The 14,025-nt window shown below is 66.2% G+C and carries 16 protein-coding genes; 9 read left to right on the top strand and 7 right to left on the bottom strand.

The window, feature by feature from the left end:
* Window positions 1-8: 8 nt before the first annotated feature.
* The 3 genes from WCJ41_RS05055 to WCJ41_RS05045 are packed head-to-tail and all read left to right on the top strand — an operon-like array spanning window position 9 to window position 2,661.
* A complete protein-coding gene (locus WCJ41_RS05055) occupies window positions 9-620 on the top strand; it encodes an HAD family phosphatase (protein WP_336904748.1) in 612 nt (203 codons plus the stop codon).
* The gene (locus WCJ41_RS05050) at window positions 617-1,972 is read left to right on the top strand and encodes an MATE family efflux transporter (RefSeq protein WP_336904747.1); all 1,356 of its coding nucleotides are present in this window, start codon (window positions 617-619) and stop codon (window positions 1,970-1,972) included. The genes WCJ41_RS05055 and WCJ41_RS05050 overlap by 4 nt, the downstream gene beginning before the upstream one ends.
* Window positions 1,969-2,661 carry a DUF937 domain-containing protein gene (locus WCJ41_RS05045; protein WP_336904746.1) on the top strand — a complete coding sequence of 231 codons (693 nt, stop codon included), beginning with the start codon at window positions 1,969-1,971 and terminating at the stop codon, window positions 2,659-2,661. Before WCJ41_RS05050 ends, WCJ41_RS05045 begins: the two co-directional genes overlap by 4 nt.
* Window positions 2,662-2,666: 5 nt before the next feature.
* Here WCJ41_RS05045 and WCJ41_RS05040 read toward each other — a convergent pair whose 3' ends face one another.
* Window positions 2,667-2,918 (bottom strand): DUF1127 domain-containing protein, encoded by a 252-nt coding sequence (locus WCJ41_RS05040; protein WP_336904745.1) that lies wholly within the window; start codon window positions 2,916-2,918, stop codon window positions 2,667-2,669.
* Here WCJ41_RS05040 and WCJ41_RS05035 point away from each other — a divergent pair.
* Window positions 2,890-3,546 carry a LysR substrate-binding domain-containing protein gene (locus WCJ41_RS05035; protein WP_336904744.1) on the top strand — a complete coding sequence of 219 codons (657 nt, stop codon included), beginning with the start codon at window positions 2,890-2,892 and terminating at the stop codon, window positions 3,544-3,546. The genes WCJ41_RS05040 and WCJ41_RS05035 overlap by 29 nt on opposite strands.
* A gap of 10 nt (window positions 3,547-3,556) precedes the next feature.
* On the opposite strand, the gene WCJ41_RS05030 is transcribed toward WCJ41_RS05035, so the two are convergent.
* Both WCJ41_RS05030 and WCJ41_RS05025 read right to left on the bottom strand, forming a co-directional pair.
* Window positions 3,557-4,903 carry a glutamate--cysteine ligase gene (locus WCJ41_RS05030; protein WP_336904795.1) on the bottom strand — a complete coding sequence of 449 codons (1,347 nt, stop codon included), beginning with the start codon at window positions 4,901-4,903 and terminating at the stop codon, window positions 3,557-3,559.
* A 117-nt stretch (window positions 4,904-5,020) separates the two neighbouring features.
* Complete coding sequence (locus WCJ41_RS05025; protein WP_336904743.1) at window positions 5,021-5,755, bottom strand: 16S rRNA (uracil(1498)-N(3))-methyltransferase; 735 nt, start codon at window positions 5,753-5,755, stop codon at window positions 5,021-5,023.
* Here WCJ41_RS05025 and ubiA point away from each other — a divergent pair.
* From ubiA to WCJ41_RS05000, 5 genes are read left to right on the top strand one after another with little or no spacing between them, the layout of a single operon-like run.
* On the top strand, window positions 5,754-6,719 hold the full coding sequence (gene ubiA / locus WCJ41_RS05020) for a 4-hydroxybenzoate octaprenyltransferase (protein ID WP_336904742.1): 966 nt from the start codon (window positions 5,754-5,756) through the stop codon (window positions 6,717-6,719). The genes WCJ41_RS05025 and ubiA overlap by 2 nt on opposite strands.
* Window positions 6,716-8,038: a metallopeptidase TldD-related protein gene (locus WCJ41_RS05015; protein WP_336904741.1), complete on the top strand. Its 1,323-nt coding sequence runs from the start codon at window positions 6,716-6,718 to the stop codon at window positions 8,036-8,038. The genes ubiA and WCJ41_RS05015 overlap by 4 nt, the downstream gene beginning before the upstream one ends.
* Window positions 8,031-8,810, top strand: a complete 780-nt coding sequence (locus tag WCJ41_RS05010; RefSeq protein WP_336904794.1) for a 3'(2'),5'-bisphosphate nucleotidase CysQ — start codon at window positions 8,031-8,033, stop codon at window positions 8,808-8,810. Before WCJ41_RS05015 ends, WCJ41_RS05010 begins: the two co-directional genes overlap by 8 nt.
* Entirely contained in the window at window positions 8,807-9,058 is a 252-nt protein-coding gene (locus WCJ41_RS05005) for a DUF4170 domain-containing protein (protein WP_336904740.1), read from the top strand. Before WCJ41_RS05010 ends, WCJ41_RS05005 begins: the two co-directional genes overlap by 4 nt.
* Before the next feature lie 28 nt (window positions 9,059-9,086).
* Window positions 9,087-9,983, top strand: coding sequence for a DMT family transporter (locus WCJ41_RS05000; RefSeq protein ID WP_336904739.1), 897 nt, complete (start codon window positions 9,087-9,089; stop codon window positions 9,981-9,983).
* Here WCJ41_RS05000 and WCJ41_RS04995 read toward each other — a convergent pair.
* The 4 genes from WCJ41_RS04995 to WCJ41_RS04980 all read right to left on the bottom strand — a co-directional run.
* The gene (locus tag WCJ41_RS04995) at window positions 9,980-10,987 is read right to left on the bottom strand and encodes a bifunctional riboflavin kinase/FAD synthetase (RefSeq protein ID WP_336904738.1); all 1,008 of its coding nucleotides are present in this window, start codon (window positions 10,985-10,987) and stop codon (window positions 9,980-9,982) included. The genes WCJ41_RS05000 and WCJ41_RS04995 overlap by 4 nt on opposite strands.
* A 12-nt stretch (window positions 10,988-10,999) precedes the next feature.
* Entirely contained in the window at window positions 11,000-11,830 is an 831-nt protein-coding gene (locus WCJ41_RS04990; protein WP_336904737.1) for a TIGR01459 family HAD-type hydrolase, read from the bottom strand.
* Between the two features lie 12 nt (window positions 11,831-11,842).
* On the bottom strand, window positions 11,843-13,030 hold the full coding sequence (locus WCJ41_RS04985) for an EAL domain-containing protein (RefSeq protein ID WP_336904736.1): 1,188 nt from the start codon (window positions 13,028-13,030) through the stop codon (window positions 11,843-11,845).
* Window positions 13,031-13,213: 183 nt separating this feature from the next.
* Window positions 13,214-14,025: aminotransferase class III-fold pyridoxal phosphate-dependent enzyme (locus WCJ41_RS04980; RefSeq protein ID WP_336904735.1), on the bottom strand; the 812-nt coding region annotated here is incomplete at its 5' end.

The raw sequence follows: 14,025 nt of genomic DNA, 5'->3' as shown, positions 1-14,025 counted from the left end.
AAGATGCGATGAAGCCCGAGGTCGTCATCTTCGACATGGACGACGTGCTGTGCCGCTACGACCTTGGGCGCAGGTTGCGCGCGCTTGCCCGCATCACCGGGCAGATGCCGCGCGACATCCGCGCCGCGATCTGGGATTCAGGCTTCGAGGATGTGGCCGATACCGGCGGCTATCCGGACCCCGACGATTATTTGCGTGAATTCGGCCAGCGCCTCGGCTTTCAGCTCACCCGCGCGCAATGGGTGGAGTCCCGCCGCGAGGCGATGCAGCCATGGCCCGACATGCTGGCACTGGCCAAGGCCATCGGCGGCCAGGCGCGCATCGCCATCTATTCCAACAACGGCCCGCTCACCAAGGCAGCACTGCCGGAGCTCTTTCCCGCCTGCACGGCGGTGTTCTCGGAGCACTACCATTCCTACGAATTCGGCATGAAGAAGCCGGACCCAAAGAGCTTCCTGAAGCTCATGGAACGCATGGGAACAGATCCCGCCCGCTGCTGGTTCATCGACGACAAGAAGTCGAACGTAACGGGTGCGCGCCTGGCGGGTCTCGCCGGCCACCACTTCGTGAGCCATGAGCAACTGCTGCCCGACGTGCGGGCCATGGGCTTCACCACATGAGCCACGTGGGCGGGCAGAAGCGCGCCGCACCTTTCGTGACCGGCTCCATCATGCGCCACGTGGTGGTCATGACGCTCACCGGTGCCGTGGGCCTCATGGCGCTGTTCATGGTCGACCTCGTCGACCTGTTCTTCCTCTCGCTCCTCAACGACACGGAAGTGACTGCGGCCATCGGCTATGCCGGCACCATCGTGTTCTCCAACCTCTCGGTGTCAATCGGCTGCGGCATCGCCGCTGCGGCCCTCGTGGCGAGGAACGTCGGCGCCGGCGACCAGGAACGGGCAAGGCAGTTCGCCACCAGCGCGCTGATGTTCTCGCTCATCACCGCCGCCGTCATCACCCTCGCCATCGACCTCGGCAGCGGTGCGCTGCTCACGCTGCTCGGCGCCAAAGGCGAGGCGCAGCACCTCGCGCAGCTCTTCATCTGGACGCTGTCGCCCGGCTACGTGCTGATCGCAGGCGCCATCTCATGCTCCTTCATCCTGCGGGGCCTGGGCGATGCCAGGCGTGCCATGTACATCACGCTGTCCACGGCACTCGTCACCGCCTGCGCCGATCCGGTCTTCATCTTCGGTTTCGGCTGGGGCATCCAGGGCGCGGCGGCGGCCACCGTGCTGGGTTACATCGTGTCTTTCGGCATCGGGCTCCATGGCGTCGTGCGGGTGCACCGCTACATCAACCCGTTCCGGCTGGGCGGCCTGAGGCGCGATTTCCCGCCGCTCTGGGCCATCGCCTTCCCGGCCATCCTCACCCAGCTCGCGCAGCCCTTCGCCAATGCCTACATCACCTATGAGATCGCGCCCTTTGGCGATGAATCGGTGGCGGGTTTCGCCATCGTCGGGCGGCTCGTGCCGGTGGCCTTCGGCATCATCTTCTCGCTGGCCGGTTCGGTGGGGCCGATCATCGGCCAGAACTATGGCGCCAAGCGCCATGACCGGGTGCGCCGGACACTCACCGACGGGCTGATCTTCTCGGCCGTCTACACGCTCCTCACCTCGCTCCTGCTCTTCCTGTTCAGCCATCAGATCGCCGAGGCCTTCAATGCGGCGGGCCGCTCGCGCGATCTCGTCGTCTTCTTCTGCACCTACATCGGCATCAGCTGGGCTTTCGCGGGCGGACAGTTCGTGGCCAATGCCGCCTTCAACAACCTTGGGCGCGCCGCGCTGTCCAGCTGGTTCAACTGGGCCAAGGCAACGCTCGGCACCATTCCCTTCGCCATCATCGGCGCGCGCCTGGGCGGCCCCGAGGGACTTCTGGCAGGAACCGCCCTCGGCTCTGTCATCTTCGGCATTGCATCGGTGATCACCGCCTATAGGATCGTGCGACGGAGCGAGACCGGAGCCGCGCGATGAGCCTCATGAGCATGCTGGACCAGGCCCAGGGCGGCCGGCTCTTCACCGTCGTGGCGCGCAGCGTCGACCTCGACGAGGCACAGACCCGCAAGGCCATGACGAAGCTCTGCCCGGCCATCGCCGAACGGCTGCACACACGCGCCGCGCAGGACGACGAACTGTTCCAATCGCTGCTCGACCTCATCTCCGACAATGGCGCTGCCTCACCCCTCGATGATGCAGATTCGCTCACCGGCATCGAGGCCGTGTCGGACGGCAATGCCATCCTCGATGACGTGTTCGGCTCGCGCAGTGCGGCCATGGCGGCACTGCGCTCCGCCGACCCAAGCATTCCCGAACGCGAACTGGCCAAGCTTGCGCCGATCTCGGCCACCGCCGTGGTCGCCGCCCTCGAGCAGTCCAACAGGCCGCTCGCGCTGGCCTCCGAGCCGGCACCCGCCGCTGGTGCGGCCAGTGGCCAGGGCGTCTTCGGTGCGCTGGTGGCAGCGATCATCGCCGGCATCGTCGCGGCACTGAAGCGCAAGCTCACGGCGTCGACGCGTCGGCGCCGCTCGACCAGCTATTCCCGCACCCGCACCCAGCGGCGGACGACGAGCGCCGGCCGCAGCCGTGCGCCGGCCCGCCGCCGCACGGCGAATGCCTCGGTCGAGGACATCTTCAAGGACATTCTCGGCAATCTGGGCAAGTAGCTGGCTCACCGCCCGCGCCGCCGCCGGGTAGCCCTTTCCTCCGGCTCCAGCGCGGCATTGACCGTCAACGGCAGGCCGGAGGCCCAGCGCACGTCCGCGCGGGTGACGCCAATGTCATGCAGCAGGTAGTCGTCCAGCGCATCGAGGCGCACCACGGCACGCCGGGCGCGCCAGTTGCGGATGACGCGCCACAGCAGGGAAAGGCTGGTCGAATATGCAAGGCGCCTGGTGTCACTGAACGACGAGGCCGTCTCCACCTTCCAGCGGCCTGAACTCACCGGCACGGTGCGCTTCGGCACGCCGGACGACTATGCCGACCGCTTCCTGCCGGAGATCCTCGCCCGCTTCGCCCGCACCCACCCGCTGGTGACGGTCGACGTCGACTGCCTCAACTCTTCCACGCTCTTCGAACGCACCAGGCGCGGTGAGATGGACCTGGCGCTCGTTACCTTCGGCTGCAATGTCCAGACCGACGAGCCGGTGCGCCGCGAGCCGCTCGTCTGGGTCACCTCGGCCCGCCATTCCACGCATCTGCTCGACGTCATGCCGCTCGCCATCTCGCATGCCGGCTGCGAATGGCGCGCCACCGTGCTGGCAGCGCTGGAGAAGACTCGCCGCAAGTATCGCGCTGCCTATTCGAGCCCCAATTCCAATGCGGTGAACGCCGCCGTGCAGTCGGGCCTCGCCGTGGGCGCCGTGCCGGAAATGTGCGTGAGGCCCGGCATGCGCGTGCTCACCGAGAAGGACGGTTTTCCGTCGCTTGGATCATTCGAGATCGGACTGATGCGCAAGCCCGACCGGTCAAGCTCCGCCGTGGATGCACTCGCCCGCCACGTGGCGGAAAGCCTGGGCAATCTCAATGCCGGGATAATGGCCGCGGAGTGAGCGGCCGCACTCAGTAGGCGAAGTCGCGGAACACCCGCGTCACGTCCTGGTGCCAGTCGCCATTGTAGAGGGCAAGCAGGTGCTCCGCCGCCGTCTTGCCGCTCTGGGCGATCTCGTCCAGCGGATCGAGGAAGGCGGCTTCCGTCTTGCCCTTGCAGCCATGGAGGTTGCGCGCCTCCAGCCCCTGCCGGGCGATCTTCAGCACGTCCTTCGCAATGTCCTGGACGCTCCGTCCGCGGATCGTCGCGTGGAGTGCAAGGCGCGGAACATCGTCGCGCAGCGTCTGGCGCTCTTCTGCGGTCCAGTCCTTGGCGATGTCCCACGCCGCATCAAGTGCGGCCTGGTCATAGAGCAGGCCAACCCATAGCGCGGGCAGCGCGCAGAGCCTCCGCCACGGGCCTGAATCCGCGCCGCGCATCTCGAGATATTTCTTGAGGCGCACCTCGGGGAAGATGGTGGTGAGGTGGTCGGCCCAGTCCTTCATCACCGGCTTCTCGCCGGGCAGCTGCGGCAGGCGGCCATCGAGGAAGGCGCGGAAGCTTTCACCCGAAGTGTTGATGTATTGGCCGTCACGCATCGCGAAATACATCGGCACGTCGAGTGCGTAGTCGACATATTGCTCGAAGCCGAAGCCCGGCTCGAAGGCGAAGGCCAGCATGCCGGCGCGCTGGTTGTCAGTGTCGCGCCAGACTTCCGAGCGGTAGGACAGGAAGCCGTTGGGCTTGCCATCGAGAAAGGGTGAATCGGCAAACAGCGCGGTGGCAATGGGCTGCAGCGCAAGTGACACGCGCAGCTTCTTCACCATGTCGGCTTCGGAAGAAAAGTCGAGGTTCACCTGCACCGTGCAGGTGCGGAACATCATGTCGCGGCCCTTGGTGCCCACCTTGTCCATGTAGGGCGCCATGATGCCATAGCGGCCCTTGGGCATGACCGGCGTTTCCTTGAGGCTCCACAGCGGCGAGGCGCCAAGCCCGAGGAAGCCGATGCCTAGCTTGTCGCCGATTTCGCGCACTTGCGTCAGGTGCTCATGCACCTCCTCGCAGGTCTCGTGCACCGTATCGAGTGGAGCTCCCGAGAGTTCGAACTGACCACCCGGCTCGAGCGAGACATTGCCCAGCCCGTTGGGGTCCGACAATGCGATGATATTTTCGCCCTCATAGATGCCGGCCCAGCCATAGCGGTCCTTCAGCCCGTCGAGCAGCGCCTTGATCGAGCGCGGCCCGTGATAGGGCACAGGCTGCAGCGTGTCGGTGAGGAAGGGGAACTTCTCGTGCTCGGTGCCGATCTTCCACGCGGACTTGGGCTTCGAGCCTGACGCCAGCTCCTCGATGAGCTGTGCCTTGGTCTCGATGGGCATGCGCGCCTTGGGGCTATCGGGGGCGGGTCCGCTCACGGTGTCGATCCTGTCAAAATTGTGTTCGAGGATGTAGGCGGCTGCCCTTCATCCGGCAAGCGAAGATTCGGAATGGACCCATCAGCGCGCGTGATGCCAGTCGCCCAGAACCGCCTGGACGAGCGTCAGCGCCGCCACTGCGGCCGTATCCGCCCGCATGATGCGCGGGCCCAGCGAAATGGCCGTGACGAAGGGCAGCGATTTCAGCAGCGCCTTCTCCTCATCCGTAAATCCGCCCTCGGGCCCGATCAGCACGGCGGCGGGCACCTGGAGGTTTCGCAACGCGTCAATGGGGCTGGCGATCGAGGCCGTCTCGTCACAATAGACCAGGGCGCGGTCCGGCTCCCAGCCGAGCAGCAGCTTCGGCAGCTTCACCGGTTCCATGACGTCCGGCACGAAAACGAGGTTGCACTGTTCCGCCGCCTCCACGACATTGGCCTTCATGCGCTCGAGGTTGACGCGCTCGGCAATGGTGCGCTGGGTGATGACGGGCCGCAGCCGCCGCGCGCCAAGTTCGGTGGCCTTCTGCACCACATAGTCGAGGCGGGCGTGCTTCAGGGGCGCGAAGCAATAGTCGACGTCGGGCGGCGGGGTAACGGCCGAGACCAGCCGCTCGCAGCGGATGCGAACACCCTTCTTCGTCACCTCGGTGAGATAGGCCAGCCACTCGCCGTCGCGTGCATTGAACACCGACACGGGGTCGCCCGCGGCCAGCCGCAGCACGCCTGAAAGGTAATGCGCCTGCTCGCGTTCCAGCGCGATCTCCCGCTGGTGTTCGAGCTCGGCGTCGAGGTGGAGGCGAGGGGTGGTCTTCATGGCAGGCCCGGTGTACACCGCCCAAATGACCGAAACCAGCCACCCCGAAACCCGCATTGCCGATGCGCTGCCGGACCACTGGGCCGACCGTGTCCTGCCGGGTGCGCTGAGGCCCTATGCGCGGCTGATGCGGCTCGAGCGGCCCATCGGCTGGTGGCTGCTGCTGCTGCCCTGCTGGTGGGGGCTGACACTGGGCCAGATCGCCTATGGCGGCGGCACGCCCAACCCGTGGTATGCGTTCCTCTTCCTCCTCGGCGCCATCATCATGCGGGGTGCGGGCTGCACCCTGAACGACATCGCCGACCGCAACTTTGATGGCCGGGTGGAGCGCACGAGGCTCCGCCCCATCCCGGCGGGCCAGGTGAGCGTCAGGCAGGCCTTCGCCTTCCTCATCCTGCTGTGCCTCCTCGGCCTCGTCATCCTGCTGCAGTTCAACTGGTTCACGGTGGCAACGGGTGCCGCCTCGCTCGTCATCGTCGCCGTCTACCCCTTCATGAAGCGCATCACCTACTGGCCGCAAGCGGTGCTGGGTCTGGCCTTCAACTGGGGCGCGCTGGTGGGTTGGGAGTCAATCCACGGCTCACTGTCACTGGCTCCCGTGCTGCTCTATGCCGGTGGCGTGTCGTGGACGCTCGCCTATGACACCATCTATGCCCACCAGGACAAGGAGGACGACGCGCTGATCGGCCTCAAGTCCACCGCATTGAAATTCGGCGACAAGTCGATCTGGTGGTTGGCCTTGTTCTTCGCGCTGGCACTCGCCCTCATCGATGCGGCCACCTGGCTCGCCGGCGGCAGCATCATCGCGCATGTCGGCATTGCCGCAGCGGCAATGCAGGCGGCCTGGCAATTGGCGCGCTTCCAGCCCGACAATGGCGCAAGATGCCTTGAACTTTTCCGGTCCAACCGCATATTCGGACTCATCATCACCCTCGGCTTCCTTCTGGATTCACTCCTCACATGATCGACGATCTCCTTTCGCTTGCCGGCGAGGCCGTGGCCCACGCCCGGAAACTCGGCGCCGACGCCGTCCATGCCGTGGCCGCCGACGGCCGCTCCACCGAAATCTCCATCCTCGACGGCAAGATCGAGAAGGTCGAGCAGTCGGAGGCCCGTGACATCTCGCTCAAGGTCTTCGTCGGCAAGTCCTCCGCCTCGATCTCAGGCAGCGTGCTGACCAAGGATGCGATTCACCGCCTGGCAGAAAATGCCCTGCGCATGGCCAAGCTGGCGCCACCCGATCCCTATGCCGGCATCGCCGATCCGGACCAGCTGGCGACGAACATCCCCGAGCTCGACCTTGAGGCCAATGATCTGCCCGACCCGCAGAAGCTCGAAGAACTCGCCAGGCGCGCCGAGGCCGCAGGCATGGCCGTGAAGGGTGTCACCAAGTCATCGGGTGCGGGTGCTTCGCGCTCCGAAACCTCGGTGGGCATCGCCATCTCCAATGGCTTCGCGCAAGGCTACAGGCGCACCGGTGTTGGCCTCTCGATGTCGGCGATTGCCGGCGAAGGGCTCGGCATGCAGCGCGACTATGATTACACCTCCGCCATCCACTACGTCGACCTGCGCGAGCCTGAAATCATCGGGCGCACGGCGGGCGAGCGCGCGGTGGAACGCATCAATCCACGCAAGGTGAAGTCGCAGTCCGTACCGGTGATCTATGACCGCCGCGTCGCCTCGGGCCTCATCGGCCACCTGCTCGGCGCCATCAACGGGGCCGCCATCGCGCGCGGCACGTCCTTCCTCAAGGAGTCGATGGGCCAGCAGATCTTCGGGCCCCACATCACCATCGTCGAGGACCCGCACATGCTGCGCGGCCACGGCTCGCGCCCCTTCGATGGCGAGGGCCTGGCCTGCACGAGGCGCAACCTCATCGAGGACGGCATCCTCACCGGCTGGATCCTCGACCTGCGCGCGGCCCGCCAGCTCGGCCTCGCGCCGACGGGCCAGGGCTCGCGGGGCGGCCCCTCCACTGCCAACGTCTTCCTGCCAGCCGGCGCGGAAACGCCGGAGGACCAGATCAAGGGCATCACACAGGGTCTCTACGTGACCGAGCTCATCGGCTCCTCCATCAACAACGTGACGGGCGACTACAGCCGCGGCGCTTCCGGCTTCTGGATCGAGAACGGCGAGCTGACTTATCCCGTGAGCGAGATCACCATCGCCGGAAACCTGAAGGACATGTTCAAGACAATCCGTCCTGCTTCCAACCTCGAGTTCCGCTCCTCGGTGTCGGCACCCAACTGCCTCGTCGAGGGTCTCACCATTGCCGGTGTCTGACGCCGCACTTCTCTTCGATGTGGTGCGCGAGGCCGGTGAACTGGGCCTTGGCCTGTCGCGCAAGAAGAACCTCAAACACTGGACCAAGCCTGACGGCAGCCACGTGACGGAGGGCGACCTCGCCATCAACGCGCTGTTCGAGCAGCGCCTGCGCGCCGCAAGGCCCGGTGACGGCTGGCTGTCGGAGGAAACGCCCGACGACCCGCAAACCCGCATGGCGCATGACCGGCTATGGATCATCGACCCCATCGACGGCACCCGCGCCTTCCTCGAAGGCCGCAGGGAATGGTGCGTGGCGGCGGCGCTGGCGGTGAAAGGCCGCCCGGTGCTCGCCGCCGTCTTCACGCCGCGCCACGACGAATTCTTCATCGCCGCTTTGGGCGAAGGCGCAACCCTCAACGGCGCCCGCCTGTTGATCCCGGATCAGGCCTCGCTCGAAGGCGCCCACATCGCGGGCAACCGCAAGGCATTGGCCAGCCTCGCGCCTCTTGGCATCGCGGCCGACCCATCCGGTTCTCTGCCACTGCAGCTGCGCCTCGCCCATGTCGCGGCCGGGCGGCTGGCCGGTGCCGTGTCTATCGGCAAGCGCAATGACTGGGACCTCGCGGCCGGGGAATTGCTGGTTCTGGAGGCAGGCGGCCGGGTTTCCGGCGTTTCTGGCGAGGGATACATTTACAACCGCGCCGAGCCGTGGCAGCAAGGCCTCGTTGCTGCAGGTGCGAAGCGCCATGCGGCGCTGATCGATGCCCTGAACATTCAGAGGACGCCATGACGAAGACCCCTGCCAAGCCCGACCAGCAGCTTCTCCACCTCGTGTTCGGGGGCGAGCTCGACGACGTGAAATCAGTGACCTTCAAGGACCTCCACAAGCTCGACGTGGTGGGCTTCTACCCCAATTACGCTGAGGCCTATCAGGCCTGGCTCGGCAAGGCGCGCGAGACGCTGGACAACGCCCAGATGCGCTATTTCATCGTCCACCTCCACCGCCTGCTCGATCCTTCGACGCAGAAGGCGGACTGAGAAGCGGGGCCGGCGGCAGGCTGGGCCAATGACCAGCTCCAGCAATCTCCGCGCCATCCTTGCGATGGTGGTCTCCATGGGCTCCTTCGTGGCCTCCGACAGCTGCATGAAGCTGGCCCTGCCGCATGCGCCGCTGTTCGAGCTGATGCTGATGCGCGGGCTGGTCTCGCTCACCGTCTGCCTGGGGCTGATCCTGGTGATGGGCCAGGGCTTCAGCATTCCCCGCATGTTCGACAAGTGGCTGGTGGCGCGCGGCGTGCTGGAGACCATTGCCAACCTCAGCTTCATCTTCGCGCTGGGCTTCATCGCCATCGCCGACCTGACGGCCATCGTCCAGACCTGCCCGCTCTTCGTGCTGCTGGGCGCCTGGGCCTTCCGCGGCGAGCGGCTGGGCGGCCAGCGCCTCGCCCTCATCCTCCTCGGCATCGCCGGGGCCATGCTGGTGGCCCAGCCCGGCACGGGTGCCGTCTCGCCGCTGGCCGGCCTCGCCTTCCTCACCGCCATCGCCTCGGCGGTGCGCGACCTGCTCACCCCCAACGTGCCCAAGGGCATGCCGCCGCTGGTGGCCGCCCTCACGGTGATCACGGTGCTCACCCTCACCGGGCTCTGCGGCATGCTGGCGGTCGAGACGCCGGTCATGCCGGGAATCCGCGAAATCCTGCTGATGATCCTGTCCGGCACCACGGCGGTGTCGGGCCACCTGCTGCTCTACCTCACCTACCGCATGGGCGAGGCGCGTACGGTCGCGCCCTTCATGTACACGCTGACCATCTGGGCCGTGCTGTCGGGCCTCGTGATCTTCGGCGAAGTGCCCAACACGCTCGCCATCTCCGGCATGGTGCTGGTGGCGCTGGCCGGCCTTGCCATCATCTGGCTCGACGGCCGGCAAAGGAAGCAAGACGCGCGGCTGGCGGCAGAGGCCTAGGTCTTGCCCTCGGCCTGCATCTGCCCCAGCGGGAAGGCGGTCATCGGGTCATCCGCCTTCAGCGCGGCAAGCCGCGTCACCACTGCTTCGCAGTCGGCCTTCATCTGCGTCACCAGTTCGTCGATGGAGGCGAAGCGCTTGTCGCCGCGAATGAGGTCGATGAACTCGACGAACATCTGCCGGCCATAGAGATCGCCATCGAAGCCGATGAGATAGACCTCGAGGAAGGTGCGCCCGGTGTCGAAAGTCGGCCGGTCGCCGAAGTAGCCAGCCCCCGACCACATCACGGCATCCGGCTGCAGCGCATCGCGCACCCGCACGGCATAGATGCCGCGGAACGGGTCGGCACCCTTGTCGAGAATGATGTTGATGGTGGGGAAGCCGATGGTGCGGCCGCGCTGGTCGCCCCGCACCACCTCGCCCAGTACCGTCCAGTGATAACCTAAGTCACGCGCCGCCGCGGTCACGTGGCCATGGCGCAGCGCCTGGCGGATGGCGCTCGAGGAGAAGGCCGAATGCTGGTCACCTTCGTCTGTCACCTGCTCCACGATGGTGACGCCGAAGCCGAACTTGGCACCGAGCTCCGTCATGGTGGCAGGGCTGCCCTTGCGGCCCTTGCCGAAGTGGAAGTCGTATCCCATCACCACATGCTTCACGGCAAGCCGCTCGACGAGGTGCAGCCGCACGAACTCTTCCGGAGAAAGCTCCGACAGCGCCTTGTCGAAATCCAGCACCGCCATGAAGGATGAGCCCAGCGCCGCGACAAGCCGCGCCTTCAGGGCTGCGGGCGTCAGCCGGAACACCGGCTCGTCCGGCCGGAAGAAGCTCCGGGGGTGCGGCTCGAAGCTCATCACGCCCCATGGGCAGCCAATCCGCGCCGCCTCGTCCGCGGCGCAGGCCAAAAGCGTCTGGTGGCCGCGGTGGACACCATCGAAATTGCCGATGGCGACAACACCGCCCCGGCAGGTTTCAGGAACGGGCGACAGGCCCGCAATCAGTTGCATTCCAAACCCTTATCACACCCACGACAGGTCATGGACCGTTGCCACGATGCGGGCGTGCGGCACGGCCCGCAGCACCTCAGCCTCGGCCACATGCAGCCCCTCGCTCGCATCCGTCAACCCTTCTGCAACAAGAAGGGCGTCAAGACCATAGTCCGCGGCGCCGCGGATATCGGTTTCCGGCCCGTCGCCGATGGCCAGGATGTCCGGCCGGTCGATGTCACGCCCGGTGATGCGCTGCGCCTCGGCCATAGCGAGGTCATAGATCGGCGCGAAGGGCTTGCCCGCCATCAGCACCTCGCCGCCGCGCGCGGCATACATCTCGGCGAGCTTGCCCGCGCAATAGAGGATGCGGTCGCCCTTCTTCACGATCTTGTCCGGGTTGGCGCAGATCATGTCGAGGCCCCGCCGCTTCATGTCGTCGAGCAGCGGCTCATAGTCTTCGAGCTTGTCGTTCAGGTCATCGAACAGCCCGGTGCACAGCACCGCCTCCGCCGCGTCGAGGTCGACGCGCGAAACACCCGTGCCCTCGTAGATCGAAAGATCGCGCGCCGCACCCACATGATAGACGCCCTTGCCACCATGCAGCTTCATCAGCACCTGCGTCACATCGCCTGAGGTCACGATGCGGTCATGGCTCGCAGGGTCGACGCCGATTTCGAGCAGCTGCTTCTCGACGCCTGAGTTGCTGCGCGGCGAATTGGTAACGAGGATGACGGTGCCGCCCTTCTCGCGATGCCGCTTCAGCGCTTCGACCGTGATGGGAAACGGCGCCACGCCATTATGCACCACACCCCAGATGTCGCAGAACCACACGGCATAAGTATCGGAGAACGTCTTCATCATGGGCTGCAATGATCAGGCGACGTTGGCATGGCGCGCCGCGGCCGGCGCGATGCCGGCATCAGGGCGCACCTTGCGCGGCGGCGCGAAGAAGGGGCCGTGGCCGAAGCGCGCGAAGCGGCTCACCGCGCTGGCCTGCTGCGGCGTCTTCACGTCGCCCACGATGATCTGCATCTGCAGGCCGCGCGCCTGTCGGGCGAATTCATTCCACGTGGCGCTGGGGCCAGAGCCCGCATCCACCGCATGAGGCGGGAAGGACAGGAAGCGCACGCCCAGCTGCCGCAGGGCCGTGAGGTCGAGCCCCCCGAGATAGACCTCGCGCAGCGCCAGCGTGGCGCCGGCGCGCGCCAGCCTTGCGAGATTGTCGATGCCCGCCGCATCGAGCGCGCCCAGGTCCTGCTGCGCGAATTCGAACACCATGCCCTGCGCCACGTCGCTGTCGCGCTGCAGGAGCGCCAGCAGGCGGCTTGCCTCGTCGCGCGAGGCGAGTGTCGCCCGGCCCACCGGCACGAAGACCCGCAGTCCCGGATTGCGGCTGCGCAGCCGGCGCAGCACCGGGGCCACCATCTTGACCATGCGCAGGTCGAGTGCTGCGCGCATGCCGCCCTGATCAGCCTTCTGCATGAGATCGTCGTGGTTTACCATCGCGCCGCTGCCATCACCGAGGCCGACCATGGCGCGATAATGGCTGGTCGCTCCGGTCGAGAGATCGACCACCGGTTCGAGCAGCAGCGTGAGTTGCTCCGCCGCCTTGTCGGCCTTCTTCAACTCCGCCGCCTTGTCGGCCTTCTTCAACTCCGCCGCCAGCGGTGCGGCGCCAGCGTGAGCCCGCACACTGGGCTGCGGCGACGGCCCGTCAAGCAGCTCGCGGCGCAGGGCGGAGATGTCGGCAGCAATCGCCGCCACATCTGTCGCCACGGCGGCCTGCTGCTCGACGTCAGAAATGCGGGCCAGCGCCTCGTCTGTCTTGCGTGAAAGGCCGCGCAGCGACTCCTGCTGCGACCACAGCCACGACTCATGGCGCGACAGCTTCACCACAGCGATCGTGACGGCAAGCAGCAGGCAGCAGGAAAGAACCAGGATGGCGCCCGCCACCGCCATCAATTGCGGCCCGGCAGACATGACGAGGTAGGCCGCGATACCAATCGCAGCGAGCGGAAAGGCGGTGAGCCCCAGCATCACCGGCGCCATGTGTCGTGACATTCTGCCTCGACCCCTTACCCCGTCACAAACCCGGCCCGCTGGTGATTCGCCTACCAGGCCGGGCAACTGCTTCTGGAATCGCATGAAAAGCTCCGTACGGGAAGTCCCCGTCTCCGTAGTTCCAACAGAAAAGGCCGGAGGTTTTTCCTCCGGCCTTCGCAACTGCAAACGATGCTGTGAAGATCAGGCCACGGAGGCCAGAACCTTCGGCAGCTTGTCTGAGAAGATCTCGTCGATCTGGTTCTCGTTGATGATCAGCGGCGGCGAGAGCGCAATCGTATCCGCCGTGATTCGGACCAGCAGGCCCACGTCATGGAAGCCGTTTTCCATGGCCTTGTAGGCCCTGAGACCCGGCGAACCCTCGATGGGCTTCAGGTCGATCGCTGCCACGAGGCCGATGGTGCGGATGTCCTCGACCAGCGGATGGCCCTGGAGCGTGAAGGCAGCGTCCGCCCACACGTTCTCGAGCTTCTTGGCGTTCTCGAACAGCTTCTCGTCGCGATACAGGTCCATGGTGGCAACGCCCGCCGCGGCCGCCATCGGGTGGCCGGTGTAGGTATAGCCGTGGAACAGCTCGATCACGTGGTCGGGTCCGTTCATGAACTTGTCGTAGATGCCCTGGCGCACCATGCAGCCGCCCATCGGGACGGTGCCGGAGGTCACACCCTTGGCGAAGGTCAGGATGTCGGGAAGAACGCCGAAGCGCTCCGCCGCGAAGGCATGGCCAAGGCGGCCGAAGCCGGTGATGACCTCGTCGAAAATCAGCAGGATGCCGTGCTTGGTGCAGATCTCGCGCAGGCGCTTCAAGTAGCCCTTGGGCGGCGGCAGCACGCCCGTGGAGCCTGCCATCGGCTCGACGATCACGGCGGCAATCGTCGAGGCATCATGCAGCGCCACCAGACGCTCGAGCTCGTCGGCGAGGTGCGCGCCCCATTCCGGTTCGCCACGGGTGAAGGCCTGTTCCTTGCGATTGTAGGTGTGCGGCAGGTGATCGA

This window comes from Aestuariivirga sp. (assembly GCF_037139295.1).
Lineage (GTDB): Bacteria > Pseudomonadota > Alphaproteobacteria > Rhizobiales > Aestuariivirgaceae > Aestuariivirga.
This window is presented reverse-complemented; position numbering and strand designations above follow the sequence as displayed.

Coding starts and splice junctions, on each gene's coding strand:
- WCJ41_RS05055 (WP_336904748.1), top strand. CDS start 9: ATGAAGCCCGAGGTCGTCATCTTCGACATGGACGACGTGCTGTGCCGC.
- WCJ41_RS05050 (WP_336904747.1), top strand. CDS start 617: ATGAGCCACGTGGGCGGGCAGAAGCGCGCCGCACCTTTCGTGACCGGC.
- WCJ41_RS05045 (WP_336904746.1), top strand. CDS start 1,969: ATGAGCCTCATGAGCATGCTGGACCAGGCCCAGGGCGGCCGGCTCTTC.
- WCJ41_RS05030 (WP_336904795.1), bottom strand. CDS start 4,903: ATGCCCATCGAGACCAAGGCACAGCTCATCGAGGAGCTGGCGTCAGGC.
- ubiA (WP_336904742.1), top strand. CDS start 5,754: ATGGCAGGCCCGGTGTACACCGCCCAAATGACCGAAACCAGCCACCCC.
- WCJ41_RS05025 (WP_336904743.1), bottom strand. CDS start 5,755: ATGAAGACCACCCCTCGCCTCCACCTCGACGCCGAGCTCGAACACCAG.
- WCJ41_RS05015 (WP_336904741.1), top strand. CDS start 6,716: ATGATCGACGATCTCCTTTCGCTTGCCGGCGAGGCCGTGGCCCACGCC.
- WCJ41_RS05005 (WP_336904740.1), top strand. CDS start 8,807: ATGACGAAGACCCCTGCCAAGCCCGACCAGCAGCTTCTCCACCTCGTG.
- WCJ41_RS05000 (WP_336904739.1), top strand. CDS start 9,087: ATGACCAGCTCCAGCAATCTCCGCGCCATCCTTGCGATGGTGGTCTCC.
- WCJ41_RS04995 (WP_336904738.1), bottom strand. CDS start 10,987: ATGCAACTGATTGCGGGCCTGTCGCCCGTTCCTGAAACCTGCCGGGGC.
- WCJ41_RS04990 (WP_336904737.1), bottom strand. CDS start 11,830: ATGATGAAGACGTTCTCCGATACTTATGCCGTGTGGTTCTGCGACATC.
- WCJ41_RS04985 (WP_336904736.1), bottom strand. CDS start 13,030: ATGTCACGACACATGGCGCCGGTGATGCTGGGGCTCACCGCCTTTCCG.